Source organism: Bacteroides uniformis, assembly GCF_025147485.1.
GTDB lineage: Bacteria > Bacteroidota > Bacteroidia > Bacteroidales > Bacteroidaceae > Bacteroides > Bacteroides uniformis.
Window position 1 is genome coordinate 843,875 of the sequence record NZ_CP102263.1, and the last position, 15,071, is coordinate 858,945.

At 49.7% G+C, this 15,071-nt stretch carries 16 protein-coding genes; 9 read left to right on the plus strand and 7 right to left on the minus strand.

Annotated features, from left to right (window positions below; translation table 11 throughout):
- The first annotated feature begins 37 nt into the window (after positions 1-37).
- The 4 genes from NQ510_RS03240 (at position 38) to NQ510_RS03255 (ending at position 6,080) form a co-directional block, all read left to right on the plus strand.
- Positions 38-316 (plus strand): LysO family transporter, encoded by a 279-nt coding sequence (locus tag NQ510_RS03240; RefSeq protein ID WP_005830484.1) that lies wholly within the window; start codon positions 38-40, stop codon positions 314-316.
- Positions 313-915 (plus strand): lysine exporter LysO family protein, encoded by a 603-nt coding sequence (locus NQ510_RS03245; RefSeq protein ID WP_005830487.1) that lies wholly within the window; start codon positions 313-315, stop codon positions 913-915. Before NQ510_RS03240 ends, NQ510_RS03245 begins: the two co-directional genes overlap by 4 nt.
- Positions 916-987: 72 nt before the next feature.
- Entirely contained in the window at positions 988-4,131 is a 3,144-nt protein-coding gene (locus NQ510_RS03250) for a glycoside hydrolase family 2 TIM barrel-domain containing protein (RefSeq protein WP_005830490.1), read from the plus strand.
- Positions 4,132-4,151: 20 nt separating this feature from the next.
- Entirely contained in the window at positions 4,152-6,080 is a 1,929-nt protein-coding gene (locus NQ510_RS03255) for an MGH1-like glycoside hydrolase domain-containing protein (protein ID WP_034525911.1), read from the plus strand.
- 154 nt (positions 6,081-6,234) lie between these two features.
- Here NQ510_RS03255 and buk read toward each other — a convergent pair whose 3' ends face one another.
- Together buk and NQ510_RS03265 are read right to left on the minus strand one after the other, a co-directional pair.
- A complete protein-coding gene (gene buk / locus NQ510_RS03260; RefSeq protein WP_005830498.1) occupies positions 6,235-7,317 on the minus strand; it encodes a butyrate kinase in 1,083 nt (360 codons plus the stop codon).
- A 44-nt stretch (positions 7,318-7,361) separates the two neighbouring features.
- Entirely contained in the window at positions 7,362-8,282 is a 921-nt protein-coding gene (locus NQ510_RS03265) for a phosphate acyltransferase (protein ID WP_005830501.1), read from the minus strand.
- Between the two features lie 257 nt (positions 8,283-8,539).
- On the opposite strand from NQ510_RS03265, the gene NQ510_RS03270 reads away from it, so the two are divergent.
- The 5 genes from NQ510_RS03270 to NQ510_RS03290 all read left to right on the plus strand — a co-directional run bounded on the left by NQ510_RS03270 (position 8,540) and on the right by NQ510_RS03290 (position 12,447).
- Positions 8,540-9,478: a S66 peptidase family protein gene (locus tag NQ510_RS03270; RefSeq protein WP_005830507.1), complete on the plus strand. Its 939-nt coding sequence runs from the start codon at positions 8,540-8,542 to the stop codon at positions 9,476-9,478.
- Positions 9,475-10,488 carry a M20 family metallopeptidase gene (locus tag NQ510_RS03275; RefSeq protein ID WP_005830510.1) on the plus strand — a complete coding sequence of 338 codons (1,014 nt, stop codon included), beginning with the start codon at positions 9,475-9,477 and terminating at the stop codon, positions 10,486-10,488. The genes NQ510_RS03270 and NQ510_RS03275 overlap by 4 nt, the downstream gene beginning before the upstream one ends.
- Before the next feature lie 37 nt (positions 10,489-10,525).
- Positions 10,526-10,948, plus strand: coding sequence for a SufE family protein (locus tag NQ510_RS03280; RefSeq protein WP_034525971.1), 423 nt, complete (start codon positions 10,526-10,528; stop codon positions 10,946-10,948).
- A gap of 135 nt (positions 10,949-11,083) precedes the next feature.
- Complete coding sequence (locus tag NQ510_RS03285; protein ID WP_005828537.1) at positions 11,084-11,464, plus strand: transposase; 381 nt, start codon at positions 11,084-11,086, stop codon at positions 11,462-11,464.
- Between the two features lie 23 nt (positions 11,465-11,487).
- The gene (locus NQ510_RS03290; protein WP_225990577.1) at positions 11,488-12,447 is read left to right on the plus strand and encodes an IS3 family transposase; all 960 of its coding nucleotides are present in this window, start codon (positions 11,488-11,490) and stop codon (positions 12,445-12,447) included.
- A 395-nt stretch (positions 12,448-12,842) separates the two neighbouring features.
- Here the strand turns inward: NQ510_RS03290 and NQ510_RS03295 are convergent, their stop codons facing one another.
- The 5 genes from NQ510_RS03295 to NQ510_RS03315 are packed head-to-tail and all read right to left on the minus strand — an operon-like array spanning position 12,843 to position 15,066.
- A complete protein-coding gene (locus NQ510_RS03295) occupies positions 12,843-13,046 on the minus strand; it encodes a helix-turn-helix domain-containing protein (protein WP_005830522.1) in 204 nt (67 codons plus the stop codon).
- Between the two features lie 18 nt (positions 13,047-13,064).
- Positions 13,065-13,283, minus strand: coding sequence for a hypothetical protein (locus NQ510_RS03300; RefSeq protein ID WP_005830523.1), 219 nt, complete (start codon positions 13,281-13,283; stop codon positions 13,065-13,067).
- Positions 13,284-13,303: 20 nt separating this feature from the next.
- Positions 13,304-13,768: a DUF2975 domain-containing protein gene (locus tag NQ510_RS03305; RefSeq protein WP_034525973.1), complete on the minus strand. Its 465-nt coding sequence runs from the start codon at positions 13,766-13,768 to the stop codon at positions 13,304-13,306.
- Positions 13,769-13,803: 35 nt separating this feature from the next.
- Positions 13,804-14,445, minus strand: coding sequence for a DUF2975 domain-containing protein (locus NQ510_RS03310; protein ID WP_005830526.1), 642 nt, complete (start codon positions 14,443-14,445; stop codon positions 13,804-13,806).
- 15 nt (positions 14,446-14,460) lie between these two features.
- Positions 14,461-15,066 (minus strand): DUF2975 domain-containing protein, encoded by a 606-nt coding sequence (locus NQ510_RS03315; RefSeq protein ID WP_005830530.1) that lies wholly within the window; start codon positions 15,064-15,066, stop codon positions 14,461-14,463.
- Between the last annotated feature and the right edge of the window lie 5 nt (positions 15,067-15,071).

Consider the following 15,071-nt stretch of genomic DNA (forward strand, 5'->3'; position numbering starts at 1 on the left):
AGACAGCTTTCCATCTATTCACAAAACCATACAGACAATGTTTACAATCATCGGACTAGTGCTCACAGGAATGCTGCTGGGCTACCTCTTACGGAAACGGGACTTAAAGAAGATTCATCCAATCATCACCCTGCTTATCTGGCTGCTACTGTTTATCCTCGGTATTGAGGTAGGAAGTAACGAAGAGATTATCAGAGGACTCCATACCATCGGATATGAAGCCGTTGTCCTCACCCTGGGAGGGACCTTGGGAAGTGTTATCGCTGCTTGGGCACTCTGGAGAGCCTTGTATAAAAGGAAAGGAGGCAGGGCATGAAAGGAAGTCTTATCATTGTGGGCTTTTTTGTATTGGGTACGATTTGTGGTGTGTGCCATCTGCTGCCTTTTGATATTGCAGAAACCAATATCAGCTACTACGCGCTTTGCGCGCTGATGTTCAGTGTAGGGTTGAGCGTAGGCAACGACCCGCAGACCCTGAAGAACTTCCGTTCACTCAATCCGCGACTGGTATTCCTGCCCATCATGACGATACTGGGAACACTGGCAGGTTCGGCAGCCGTCAGTCTGATTCTGACACACCGTTCTATAACGGACTGTCTGGCCGTAGGCTCGGGATTCGGCTATTACTCGCTCTCCAGCATCTTCATTACCGAATACAAGGGAGCCGAGCTGGGCACCATCGCCCTGCTTGCCAATATCAGCCGGGAGATTCTGACACTGCTAGCCGCCCCGTTGCTGGTACGATGGTTCGGAAACCTTGCCCCCATCTCTGCCGGAGGAGCCACGACGATGGACACCACACTACCCATCATCACACGGACAGCCGGACAGCAGTTTGTCGTAGTTTCCATCTTCCACGGGTTTGTGGTCGATTTCAGCGTTCCGTTCCTGGTGACATTGTTCTGCTCGATATAGGGCTTTTACCCTCTTTTGACAGACACCGGTCTCTGACAAGAGCCATTTTTATATCACTAAATCCTATTAATAATGAAAACCAAACTTTATACCTTTCTCCTTTCTTCGCTGCTTTGCACCGGTGCCCTGGCCGACAACGAGCCGTGGCAGAACCCGCAAGTCAACGAAATGAACAGAGAACCGATGCACGCCCACTTCACCCCGTTTACGAATGAAGCCAACGCATTGAAACAACGTGCCTTGCCCGCCGACGTACGGTTCGACGTTAATCCTGCAACGGAACGCCGTATCACTCTGGACGGCACCTGGAAATTTCTTTTTTCAAAGAACAATGACCTCTGCCCCAAAGACTTTCACAAGCCCGGATTCAGTACCCGCAAGTGGAGTAAAATTGAAGTTCCGGGAAGCTGGGAACTGCAAGGCTTCGATGCACCTATCTATACAGATACCCGTTATCCGTTCCCCCCCAATCCGCCCTACGTGCCTACCGACTACAATCCCGTAGGTGCTTATATCCGCGAGTTCACCGTCCCGGCAGGTTGGGAAGGCATGGACGTTTTCCTCGATTTCGAAGGAGTGGAGTCTGCCTACTATGTATGGGTAAACGGCGAATTGGCGGGTTATGCCGAGGACAGCCGCCTGCCGTCGCACTTCAACATCACCAAGCTGCTGAAGAAGGGCAACAACAGACTGGCTGTAAAAGTATTCCGTTATAGCGACGGTTCCTACTTGGAAGGCCAGGACTACTGGAAATACAGCGGCATCGAACGGAGTGTTTATCTCTACGCCCGCCCCCAGAGCCGCGTCAAGGACTTCCGGATGACAGCGGAACTGATAAACAACTACAAGGATGGCGAACTAAAGCTGGATGTATTCCTCCATCGGCCTAAAGCCGGAGAAACGGTGGAAGTGAAGGTAATGGACAGGGATAAGGTTATCTATGACCGGAAGAAGTCCATAGCCTCTGCCACGGACACCTTGTTTACCCAGCAGCAAGTCTTCCCGAATGCACGCACCTGGAATGCCGAAACACCGAACACCTACACGCTGGTAGTCAGCACCTTTGACGCACAAGGGAAACCTCTGGAATCCTTTACACACCTTTTCGGCTTCCGTACCGTGGAAATGATGAACGGCATGCAGATGATTAACGGCCAGGCCGTCCTCTTCAAGGGGGTGAACCGTCACGAGCACGACCCGCACAAGGGACGTACCATCACCGTGGGGTCCATGATACACGACATCCAGCTGATGAAGCAGTTCAACCTGAACGGTGTACGCAACTGCCACTACCCGAACAACTATGCGTGGTACGAGCTTTGCACGGAATTCGGACTCTATATGGTAGACGAAGCCAACATCGAGAGCCATGGCATGATGTTCCACAAAGATGAGACCCTTGCCAACTATCCCGACTGGGAGGTGTCTTTCATGCAGCGGATGAGCCGTATGATTGCACGCGACCGCAACTACTCCGCCATCGTGACTTGGTCTATGGGCAACGAGTCGGGCTACGGCAAGCACTTCGAAACTCTGTATGACTATACCAAGAAGATAGACCCCACCCGTCCCGTACAATATGAAGGGGGTGGCTACAACTCCAAGAGCGACATCTATTGCCCCATGTACGCACGCATCTGGAGGTTGCGCCAACACGTGAACCAGCGTGATGCCCGCCCCATGATTCTCTGCGAATATGCCCATGCCATGGGTAACAGTGTAGGTAACTTCCAGGACTACTGGGACTTGATTTACAAGTACGACCAGCTGCAAGGCGGTTTCATTTGGGACTGGGTGGACCAGACGTTTGCCATCAAGGACGAGAACCAGCGCGACATCTGGGCTTTTGGCGGCGACATGGGATTTGTAGGTGTCGTCAACGACTCCAACTTCTGTGCCAACGGCCTGGTTGCTGCCGACCGCACCCCGCACCCGCACATCTACGAAGTGAAGAAGGTATTGCAATATATCCATTTCGAACCACTCGCCTTCACCCCGAACAAGATAAAGGTCACCAACTGGCACGATTTCATCGGATTGGAAGGATATACCCTCCGCTGGGCAGTGGAATGCGACGGCAAGACCGTTCAGAACGGTGAGATGGATTTCCCCAAGATTGCTCCCAGAAACTCTGCCAACATAGAATTGCCACTGAAAGCGCTGCCTGCCGACGGCAAGGAGTATTTCCTCACACTGCGTGCATTTACCAAGCACGAAGCGCCATTAGTACCGAAAGGACACGAGGTTGCCATCGAACAATGGGAATTGCCTTCTGCACCGTCAGCCAAAACCGTTCAGCCGGTGGAAGGAACGCTGACCGTAGACCGCAACAACGAAACACTGACCGTGAAAGGCAACAACTTCCAGGTAGCTTTCTCTACCCGAAACGGTGAAATGACAGAGTTGAACTACACCGGAAAGAATCTGATTAAAGAAGGGCTACAACCCAACTTCTGGCGCCCGTTGACCGATAATGATATTCCAAATGGGCACCTGATACGCTGCGGCACCTGGAGAAACGCCGGACGCGATGCCAAACTGCAGAACATCGAAGTTGCAGAAGCCGGACAAACGGCTACTGTCACTGCGACCTACCGCATGGAAGAACAAGATGCTGATTTGCAGACTCTCTACAAAATCACTCCCGACGGCAAGGTTCAGGTAACCATGCACTTCACCCCCGGCAAGAAGCCATTGAGCGAGATGCCTCGTCTGGGCATGCGCATGATACTCCCTGCCGAATATGAAATGATGACCTGGTTGGGCCGTGGTCCGCAAGAGACGTACGCCGACCGCAAGACGGGAGCATTGATAGGCCTCTACAACGCCACGGTGTGGGAACAGTTCCATCCGTATGTACGTGCCCAAGAGACGGCCAATCATTGTGACGTACGCTGGGTGGCCCTGCGCAATGCTGCCGGTGAAGGTCTGCTGGTAGTGGGCGAGGAACCGTTGAGCGTAAGCGCCTGGAACTTCCCGATGGAGGACATTGAATACCGTCCCTCACAGATGGAGCGCCGCCACGGTGGAAGCATCCAGAAGAAAGATATGATATGGCTCAACATCGACCACAAGCAGATGGGCGTAGGCGGTGACAATACCTGGGGAGCACAAGTTCATCCCGAGTACACCATCACTCCGCACGAATGGAAATACAGCTTCACGCTCGCCCCTCTCGCACCGGAGGATGATGCAGCGGAACAAGCGCACAAATAACCGTTAAATACCTCATTCATATGAAATACAAATTTATACGCATACTCTGCTTCACATTGTTGGCCGCAGGCATCGCAGCCTGCACCCCCGGCATGAAAAGCACTACGGAGAAACGGTATACCTTCGCCGACATACTGGACATCTCCTATACTCCCGACACCCTGCACCGCTGCTACGGTTGGTTCACCGACGCCGGCTCGTGGATGGGCTTCACGCTGCCCGAACGGCAACAATGGGTCAACGGCTTCTGCGGCCCCTTCAGCCTCGATATGTTCCGCCGCCAGTGGATGGCACAGTCAGCCGCCGTCGTAAGCTTTGCCAAAGATACACAAGAGATTTTTGTTCCGGATTCCACTTGCTATTACCCCGGCGAGCTCTATATGTCGGCACATTCCACCCACGGGAGCATCACGCAACGGCTCAACTTCACAAGTGCCTCGACCGCCTTGCTGCGCATCGAAGCCGACACGGCTGAAGACCTGCTGTTCTCCGGTAGCCAATGGGGCAAAGACATCACCGTCAGCGTAGAACAGAACTCCGTCATCGCCCGTCATCCCAGTGGCGAAACCGTAACCGTGACCTTTACTCCTAATGTAGAGCTGGCCAAGACTGACAATAACTATACAGCCCTCGTCCGCTCTCCGCGCTACCCCGTCAACGTAGCCATCTCTTTCTTCACTTCCGAAAAAGAGATGACTGCCGGCCTGCAAAACCTGCCGGGCTTGCTCAATAATCCCACCCCCGCCCTGCAAGCCAATGCCGAACGTTGGGAAGGTTACCTCACCAAGATACTGCGCAAGGACATGAAGCCCGAATACGACCGCATCGCCGTGAAAGCCGTCACCACGCTCATCTCCAATTGGCGGACACACCGCGGCGGATTGCTTCACGAAGGCATCATCCCGAGCCATGCCGTAGGTTATTTCGTCGGCTTCTGGGCATGGGACAGTTGGCGCTTCAGTGCCGGAACCGCCAAGTTCGACCCCGAACTGGCCAAGAACAACATCCGCGCCATGTTCGACTACCAGCAACCGGACGGCATGATTATCGACTGTATCTATACCGACCCCTCCGAGAACAATGCCCGTGACAGCAAACCTCCCTTGGTATGCTGGGCTGTCGACGAAATCTTCACCCATACGGGTGACACCGCCTTCGTTGCCGAAATGTACCCTCAACTGCTCTCCTATTATAAATGGTGGTACGAAAAACGCGACCACAACCGCAATGGCATGTGCGAATACGGTGCTACCGACGGAACACTGGAAGCTGCCGCCTGGGAAAGCGGTATGGACAACGCCATCCGTTTTGACGGCGCCGTGATGCTGAAAAACGAAGGCTACGAGGATGCCTGGAGTATGGATCAGGAGAGTGTGGACTTGAACGCTTATCTGGCACTGGAATGCAAACTGCTGAAGAAATTCTCCAGCCTGCTGAAGATACCTTTCGACGCACCGGACTACAGTAGCCAGGTAGCCGACTATTTCTTTGACAAGAACATCAACTTCTTCTGCGACCGCCGTCTGAAGGACGGTTCATTCATCGAAGAGCCGGGCTGCGAAGCCTACACTCCGTTGTGGACCCGGATTGCCACACAAGCGCAAGTGGACAGCATGCTGCCCATGCTTCAAGATACGGCAAAGTTCTCCACGTATATCCCCTTCCCGACCATTGCCGCCGACAATCCCAAATACAATCCGCGCGGCTACTGGCGTGGCCCCATCTGGCTGGACCAGACCTACTTTGCCATCCGTGGACTGCGCAACTACGGCTACAACCAGCTGGCAGATGAATATACGCTGCAAGTCTTCGACCGCCTGAGCGGGCTGAAAGAGGGTGCCCCCATCCACGAGAACTACGGAACCCATACCGGCGAACGCCTAAAAGCTCCCCATTTCAGCTGGAGCTCCTCACATCTGTTGATGATGTACGACGATTACGGTAAGTAAACCGGGATTCCATATATGTCATAACTCACCACAGATTACACAGATTCACGCAGATTTTTTTAGTTTATTGATATCTGACATATTTATCTGTGTGAATCTGTGTAATCTGTGGTGAGTTATGACACTTTCATGAAGAACAAAAGCGATATGATTATTATCGGTAAACCTGCACCGGAAGCTCTCCACGCAAAGCTCCCAGCGCATTCATTACCAATGCTTCCAATTCGTCTTCTCCGGGATAGACGTGGACGGGAGCAAGGAAAGACACGCGCTCCTGCAACCGCGAAGTGATGTACTCGGAATGTGCCATACCTCCCGTAAGCAGAATGGCGTCCACCTTGCCATAAAGCACAACAGCAGCACCGCCTATCTCCTTGGCAATGCGGTAAATCATGGCATCAAGCACCAAAGCGGCATGGGTGTCTCCCTCAGCGATGCGCCTCTCTATGGCGGGAATGTCGGTAGTACCCAAATGGGCGGCAAGTCCCGCCTTGCCGGAAATACGTTTCTTCAGTTCTTCGGTAGTGTAACGCCCCGAGTGACAAAGGTCTATCAGTTGCCCGGCGGGCAGGGTACCTGCACGTTCGGGCGAAAAAGGACCGAAACCGTCGAGGGCATTGGGCACGTCCACCGCACGGCCGTGGCGGTGGACTCCTACGGAAACGCCTCCACCCAAGTGACAGACAATCAGATTGAGGTCTTCGTAATGCACGGGAGCTTCGGGCTGCAGGGCACTACGCTCGGCAGCATAGCGCCGGGCGATGGCTCGCTGGTTCAAGGCGTGCCAGATGGTGATGCTGGGCATCAGAGGCGAACCGGTGATGCGTGCCACATCGTCCAGTTCGTCCACCACGCCGGGATCGGCTATGAAAGAGGGGCAGCCGGGCAGCATGGCGGCAAGTTCGTGGGCTATCAGACAACCTAAGTTGCAGGCGTGGGTACGCATGGCGTGGAGCATATCGTCCAACATGGCATCGTTCACGGCATACACACCGCCAGGAATGGGTTTCAACAATCCCCCACGGCCGACGATGGCATCGAACTTAAAGGGAATGTCATTGGCCTCCAGCGCTTCCAGCACCAAGTGCTTGCGGAATTCGAACTGGTCGATGATGCGGGGAAATTGGGAAAGCTCCTCCACCGAATGCCGGATGTTGAGTACCAGACGGGGAGTTTCATCCTCATAGACAGCAATTTTTGTCGAGGTGGAACCGGGATTTACTGCCAGTATTTTCATTGATTACGATTTACAAATTACGAACTACAAATTACTAATTACAATCAAGGCTCTTTCACCCCGCTGGTCAGGCAAGCCATGGCAATGCTGTAATATTTGGACAAACCGGAATCGCTACGCGACGGTAATACCACCGGACATGAGGGTCCTTGCAGCAACCCGGCCATATCGGCATGAGAAAACAGAGATACAGCCTTATAAAAAGCATTGCCCGATTCGATGTTTGGGAATATCAACACATCCGCCTCCCCGTCAATCGGTGATACAATGCCTTTGATGTTACCGCTCGTCTTCTCACAAGAGGTCTTCACATCCAGCGGGCCGTCGATGATGACATTGCCGAACTCTCCGGCTTCCGCCAGTTCCACAATATTCACATAGTCCAATGAATGGGGGAATTTGGCGCTTACCTTCTCCGTGCAATGAATCAGCGCGATACGTGGCTGCTCTATCCCGAAATAGCGGCAAGTATGGATGGCATACCAAATCATTTCAATGCGCTGTTGCAGCGTCGGGCGGGGAATGACCGCAGCATCGGAGAAAAAGAGCAGTTTATCGTAAGTAGGTATTTGCATCACGGCCAGATGGGTCAGAATCTTTCCTTTAGGCAACAAACCATGTTCCTTGTCCAGAATGGCACGTAGCAAATTGTCGGTATTGATGATGCCTTTCATCAGGATGTCCGCTCCACCCTCGCGTACGATACGCACCGCCTCACGTGCAGCCTCATCGGAATCTTCTATATGCAAGGTACTGACATATTGAGGATATTTCTTCAAAGTGGGATATTTTTCCAATATGGCAGAATCGCCAATCATCAGAAATTCCGCAATCCCCTCCTCCAAGGCACGGGATATGGCATATTCTGTATTAGGGTCATTGGCACAGACTACCGCAATACGTTTCCTCTTATTCAAGGTTTTCAGGTGGGCTGTTAACTGGGCAAAGTTCCGTATCGGTTCCATAACGTTAGATTTTTAGCAAATATCTAAAAAAATGTCGAGAAATACAGCATTTGCCCCGTTGAAATTTTATATGTTTAATATCATTTTGATATGTTCACCACAGATTACACAGATTGACACGGATTTGAACAGAATTTGAATTACTCTGTTGATTATATATCATATATAACCTCCCTCTCTTCTGTTAAAAATCCGTGTTAATCTGTGATATCTGTGGTGAATTGTGTACTTTTGCCCAAAATAGATTGATAATATATATGGGTAGTCTTATTTTCCCTCCGTATCTGCAGGAAGGTGACCGTGTCATTGTTCTCTCCCCTTCCAGCAAGATTGACAAATCTTTCCTGAAAGGCGCCTACAAACGTTTGAAGTCCTGGGGGCTGGAAGTCGTATTCGCAAAGCACGCGGGGAGTTCCAACGGAACGTATGCAGGAAATATCCGGCAACGCCTCGAGGACCTGCAGGAAGCCATGGACGATGAAGAAGCCAAAGTCATATTCTGTAGTCGGGGCGGTTACGGAGCCGTGCATCTGATAGGCAAACTGGATTTTACCAAGTTCAGGCAGCATCCCAAATGGCTCATCGGATTCAGTGACATCACCGCCCTCCATAATCTGTTCCAGCAGAATGGCTTCGCGTCGTTGCACGCCCCCATGGCGCGCCATCTCACAGTAGAACCGGAAGACGACTTCTGCACACAAGCACTGAAGGATATACTGTTCGGGCAGGCATTGGGAGGAACCGAAGCATTCAGTTATGTCTGCCCGGGGCACAAACTAAATCATAAGGGAGAGGGAAAAGGCGTGTTGCGCGGCGGCAATTTGTCTGTGTTCTACGGGCTGCGTGGTACTCCTTACGATATTCCCGCCGAAGGCACCATCCTCTTCATCGAAGATGTGGGAGAACGCCCGCATGCGGTGGAACGCATGATGTACAATCTCAAACTGGGAGGTGTCCTCGACAAGCTTTCCGGCCTCATCATCGGACAATTCACCGAATACGAGGAGAACAAGTCCCTGGGAAAAGACCTATATGGCGCATTGGCCGATTTGGTGAAGGAATACGATTACCCGATATGTTTCGATTTTCCCGTCGGACATGTCAGCATGAATGTACCGCTGATAAACGGCGCTGCGGTAACACTGAAAGTTGGAAAGAAAGAAGTGAAACTAAGTTTTAATACAGAAAGAGAATGAAACGGAATTATACATTCATCCCGTTGCTGCTGTTGCTGATTGTAGCGATAGTGGCATGCAGCAACAACAGCAGCAAGTCTGCAGCCGATAATGACAGTGAGGGCGATGCGACCAAAGCGACTGTCCAAGTGCCCCAGTTCAGTGCAGACAGTGCATACCAATACATACAGACCCAAGCGGATTTTGGTCCGCGCGTGCCCAACACCGCCGCCCACAAAGCCTGCGGAGAATTCCTTGCCAAGAAGCTGGAAGAATTCGGCGCCAAAGTATACAACCAGCATGCCGACCTGGTGGCTTACGACAACACCATCCTGAAAGCGCGCAATGTTATCGGCGCCTATAATCCGGAAAGCAAAAGGCGTGTACTGCTCTGTGCCCATTGGGACAGCCGTCCTTATGCCGACCAGGATGCCGACAAGACGAAGCATCACAGCCCCATCCTGGGTGTGAACGATGGAGCCAGCGGTGTGGGCGTATTGCTCGAAGTGGCCCGCCAACTACAGCAGCAGGCTCCAGCCATAGGCATCGACATCATCTTCTTTGACGCCGAAGACTATGGCATCCCCTACTTCTATCAAGGTGCATACAAGAACGACACTTGGTGCCTGGGCTCGCAATATTGGGGACGAGTACCTCATGTAGACGGCTATAATGCCCGCTACGGCATCCTGCTCGACATGGTGGGTGGAAAGAACGCCACCTTCTACAAGGAACAGTTCTCTCAAAGAACCGCCGGTAAGTACGTGAACAAGATATGGAACACAGCCCACCGCCTGGGCTTCGGCAACTTCTTCCCCAAAGAAAAAGGCACCGAAGTGACAGACGACCATATGTATGTATACAACCTGCGGCAGATTCCCTGCGTAGACATCATCAACTATGACCCGAACTGCGACACCGGCTTCGGTGACTTCTGGCACACGATAGACGACACCATGGACATCATCGACAAGGGCACTCTCAACGCAGTGGGACAGACCTTGCTCGAAGTCATCTACAATGAGAAATAGACAATCAAATAGTAAATCGTAAATAGTAAATTCCATGATAAGTATCAACGAAGTACAAGATGAAGTAATTGCCGAATTCAATGATTTCGACGATTGGATGGACCGGTACCAACTTCTTATTGATTTAGGAAACGAGCAGGAACCGCTCGACGAAAAATACAAGACGGAACAAAACCTGATTGAAGGTTGCCAGAGCCGCGTATGGCTGCAGGCAGACGAAGTGGACGGAAAAATTATTTTCCAGGCCGAAAGCGACGCACTGATTGTGAAAGGAATCATTTCACTGCTTATCAAAGTACTCTCCGGGCACACACCGGATGAGATACTGAACGCCGACCTCTATTTCATTGATAAAATAGGACTGAAGGAACACTTGTCGCCCACCCGTAGCAACGGACTGCTGTCTATGGTAAAGCAGATGCGAATGTATGCGCTGGCCTTCAAAGCGAAAGACATCTAAAGGTTACGACCGACAATATATAAGCTAATAATCAGCAGATTATATTTACCGGATGTTTACCCTATAATGTAAAAGCCGTTTGTCTTATCCTGATATAGGTAGACACATTTACAAACTAATAAATGTGTTACTATTATGACTTCAAAACGAAAGCTTTATCGTGAAGATGAAAAACTGTTTTTTCTTCACTCTTACTACCAATCAGGTATGAGTAAGCATGCCTTTTGCCGGGCACATGGCATTTGTTGCCCTGCCTTGCTAAATAGTTGGATTAAAAAGTATTCAAATTTAGCAGAAGAGCTATCTTTGCCTTCTGAACAAGAATCACCAGATATGTCCAATCGCAGCAAGGAAGCCTACAAAGATGAAAATACCCAATTAAAAAAGCGCATTAAAGAGCTGGAGAAAGCTCTGTCTTTCTCCAAGCTGGAAACAGAAGCCCGTGAGTTGATGATTACGCGTGCTGAAGAACTCTTCAACATCCCTATCAGAAAAAAATCTGGGGCCAAATCGTAACGGAACTGGTCAGTCAGCGCAACCTGAAAGTTGCGTTGGCCTGCCGTCTGTTTGGCCATTGTCGTCAAGCCTACTACCAGTCAAAGGCTGACATTGAGAGTCAGATACATAGGGAACGTCTCATGCTGGATGCTGTCCGTGATATCCGTATCGAAGATCCGGGTATAGGCTGTTACAAACTGTGGATTATGCTCACCGTGCTTTTTGGAGCCGGGTTCATGCCTGGGCGGGACAGCTTTTATGCATTGCTCCGGCAACACCGCTTGATGCTTCCTGCCCGCAAGACCCGGCATACGACGAACTCCAACCATCGCTACCACAAGTGGAAGAACCTAATCAAAGGACTGACCTTGACTTCAGCCAACCAGTTGTGGGTCAGCGACATTACTTATATACCACTTGCCAATGGTGAAGTCTGTTATCTGCATCTGATTACGGATGCCTACTCCCATAAGATAGTGGGATGGGTGCTTGCCGACACCTTACGGGTATCGGCAACCATCAATGCATTGCAACAGGCTATAGAGCAGGCTGTTGAAATGACAGGAGATGAAAATCTTACGGGCCTGATACATCACTCGGACCGTGGCGTACAATACTGTTGCGACCCATACGTGGCACTTCTTCAGAAACATGGCATTGCCATCAGTATGACGGAAGACTACAAACCCACCGACAATGCCGTTGCGGAACGTATCAACGGGATTATTAAGGCGGAAAGCAGCCATCCTCGAGGCCGGTTCAACGAAATCGGGCATGCAAGAAATGTCATAGCTCGCTACATACATTTCTATAACCATCGCAGACCGCATATGAGTATCGGGTATAAAATACCTGCTGTGGCGCATCTGGAGAAGGGAATACAGAAGAAAATGTGGAAGAAGAAAAAATATCCTTCCACAAGTAGCAATAAAAAGAAGGATGCAATATCTTTGCAAAGCCGGACAGCAAGTCCGGGCGAAGGCGCAGGACAGCGCACCTGACAAAGACAGAATGCCTCTTTTAGGGGCACCCAGTCTTGCCGGACAAGCAAGCACGGGCTCTGCAAATGCAGCAGGATGACTGTCAACAGAATCAGGACAACTCACTTTGCTGTGTCTACTATATCAGCAGGGCTTGGGAAGAAGTGACTACTGAACCAGTACAACATTCCAAGAACCGTCTACTGATATCGGTTATAAAAAGAAAAAGCGTCTAGCTAAATCAGGAAAAGACATTACTCCAGAATGTAACGGTTTTTACATTATGAAGTAACGACGTTTACCATAGTATGTAAAGGCGTTTACCGTAGTATGTAAAGGTGTTTACTGTAGTACGTAAACGGAGTTTCTTAAGGCGGTAAGCATTTCAACCTCTACTTGCGCCTTCTTCTCCCTATTTATCCCTCCTTAAACTCCAGTATATCCCCCGGCTGGCAATCAAGTTCCTTACAGATTGCTTCCAGTGTAGAGAAACGGATGGCCTTAGCCTTTCCGGTTTTGAGAATAGAGAGATTGGCAGGCGTAATATCAATCTTCTCCGCCAGTTCGCCCAAAGATATCTTTCTTCGGGCCATCATTATGTCAAGGTTTACTATAATCATATAATTGTGTTCTATTTATCAATTATTCTTTTCCCACTCACACCACCAGTCAGTGTACCGTTTCGTCAACCGGTAATAACCATATATGCACAGATACATCCACGGCATTACAATATAGACTTTCCACTTCCCGTCAAAGGCCGGAAACAAGAGGAGAAAATAGACAATACTTGCCAACAATAAAACCGCCACAAGTCCGACAACGAAATACAGACCATATTTCACACTTTTCTTCATATCGCGCTCTTCACTTTTATTTAAATCGTCAACTCTTGTTCCTCACGCATACGAACTCCCATCTTAAAAAGATAGCCCATAAAGATGATGAAAACTCCCAATAACACGAATATCCGATAAGAAGTATCAGTCGGTACTCCTTCGGGAGTAACCCAGGAGAGAGTTACCTGAAAAAGCCCATTCAATGCTATCAGCACCCCAATGGTTTGTATCAAAGATGAATTCTGATAAACAAACACTTCCTCTTTCTTCACATTGCGGAGAATGAGAAAAATACACAAGCCACATATTGTCATCACCAGCATTGTTACTGATTCGGGTAATATGTGCCAGATAAAATTAGCAGTATCATCCTTTCCCAACTCATAGCACAATGTCAGATTACGAACAATGCCGCCACCAATACATAGTCCACAGAAATAAAACAGCACATTCATAATAAGCGCTATCCGTCTCTTTGGTTCCTTTGGTTCCTTTTGTTTCATAAGTGTCATAAGTGTCATAATCCCTCCTCTCACTTTTAAATAGTCAAGTCCTGTTCTTCCTTTATCTTCACCCCGGCGGCAAATATCTCGGTGAAAAGAATTATAATAACCAGGGATGTGAAATCCGTATCATGCGATGCAACCACTTCATAGCCCAGCAGAGCCACTTGCTTCACTGCTTCAAGATGATTCAGCCAATCGTGCAAAGTCATCAAGCCGTACAATGCAGCAAACGAATAAGTAAAGAAACGCAACCGGGCTACATTATCCGAAGTAAACACTTCCCGCTTTGAGATGGATACCAGCAAACGTATCAGACAATAGATTCCTACAAAGAAAGGAATGATGGCAAACATGGCAAAGAAGTTCACTATGGAACTCCAGACAGTGGGGACAATCACAGTGCCTATTCTCTTTACCTGATAAGGTACTGACTTATCGGCAAAACGATTCGTCAAGGAATCGACTGCTGTCGTTTCCAAAGGTCTAACATCCACATATACCTTATCAAATAAACCGGAATACTCCGGCTGTGGAGTTCCCGAATGCACATTTACACTATTGTAACCCTCAAGAAAACTATTCTTCATATCCACCCAGCCTGCTATCATCGCATAGGTAAACTCTGCAACAATGACCAATATAGCCAGGATACCCAATATACTTATCTTTTTCATAATCCTCCCCCCACATTAAACCGTTAAATCCTGCTCTTCCTTTATCTTCACGCCGATGGCGAATATCTCGGTGAACAATGCCAACAGCATATAATTGAACCAAGCATACTTGAAAGAATAAGGCAACACCTCGTATCCCTCCAGCCGCACTTGAGAAGCCAAGTCATGATAGATGCCCCATTGCTGCAACTCGAATAAAAGACTCACCGAAATCAGCGCATAGACAAAGATGCGCATCCGACGCACATTCTTGTGCACAAACACCTCGCCTTTCGTGGCAGTAAGCACCAGCCGCGCCACACTATAGAACCCGTAAAGCGCAAACAGTCCCGCAGGAAACAGCAAGAACGATACCCACCGCCACTTCGTACTACGGAAACCTTGCACCGATACCTCACTTGTATTGCAATACATGGGCGTATCCTGTGCCGCACTAATCAAAGTATCAGCAGGCAGCGTATCATCTGCCCGCACCAAAAGTGACACAGAGGGTAAGGCATGAAAATCCTTCTGGTCGCCCGCCTCATTCCAGCCGTCCATAAATCCACTAAACATATCCGTTACAACACTACCAATAAACACTACCAAAGCCAGGAAGGCACATACTCTGATTTTATTCATATCTC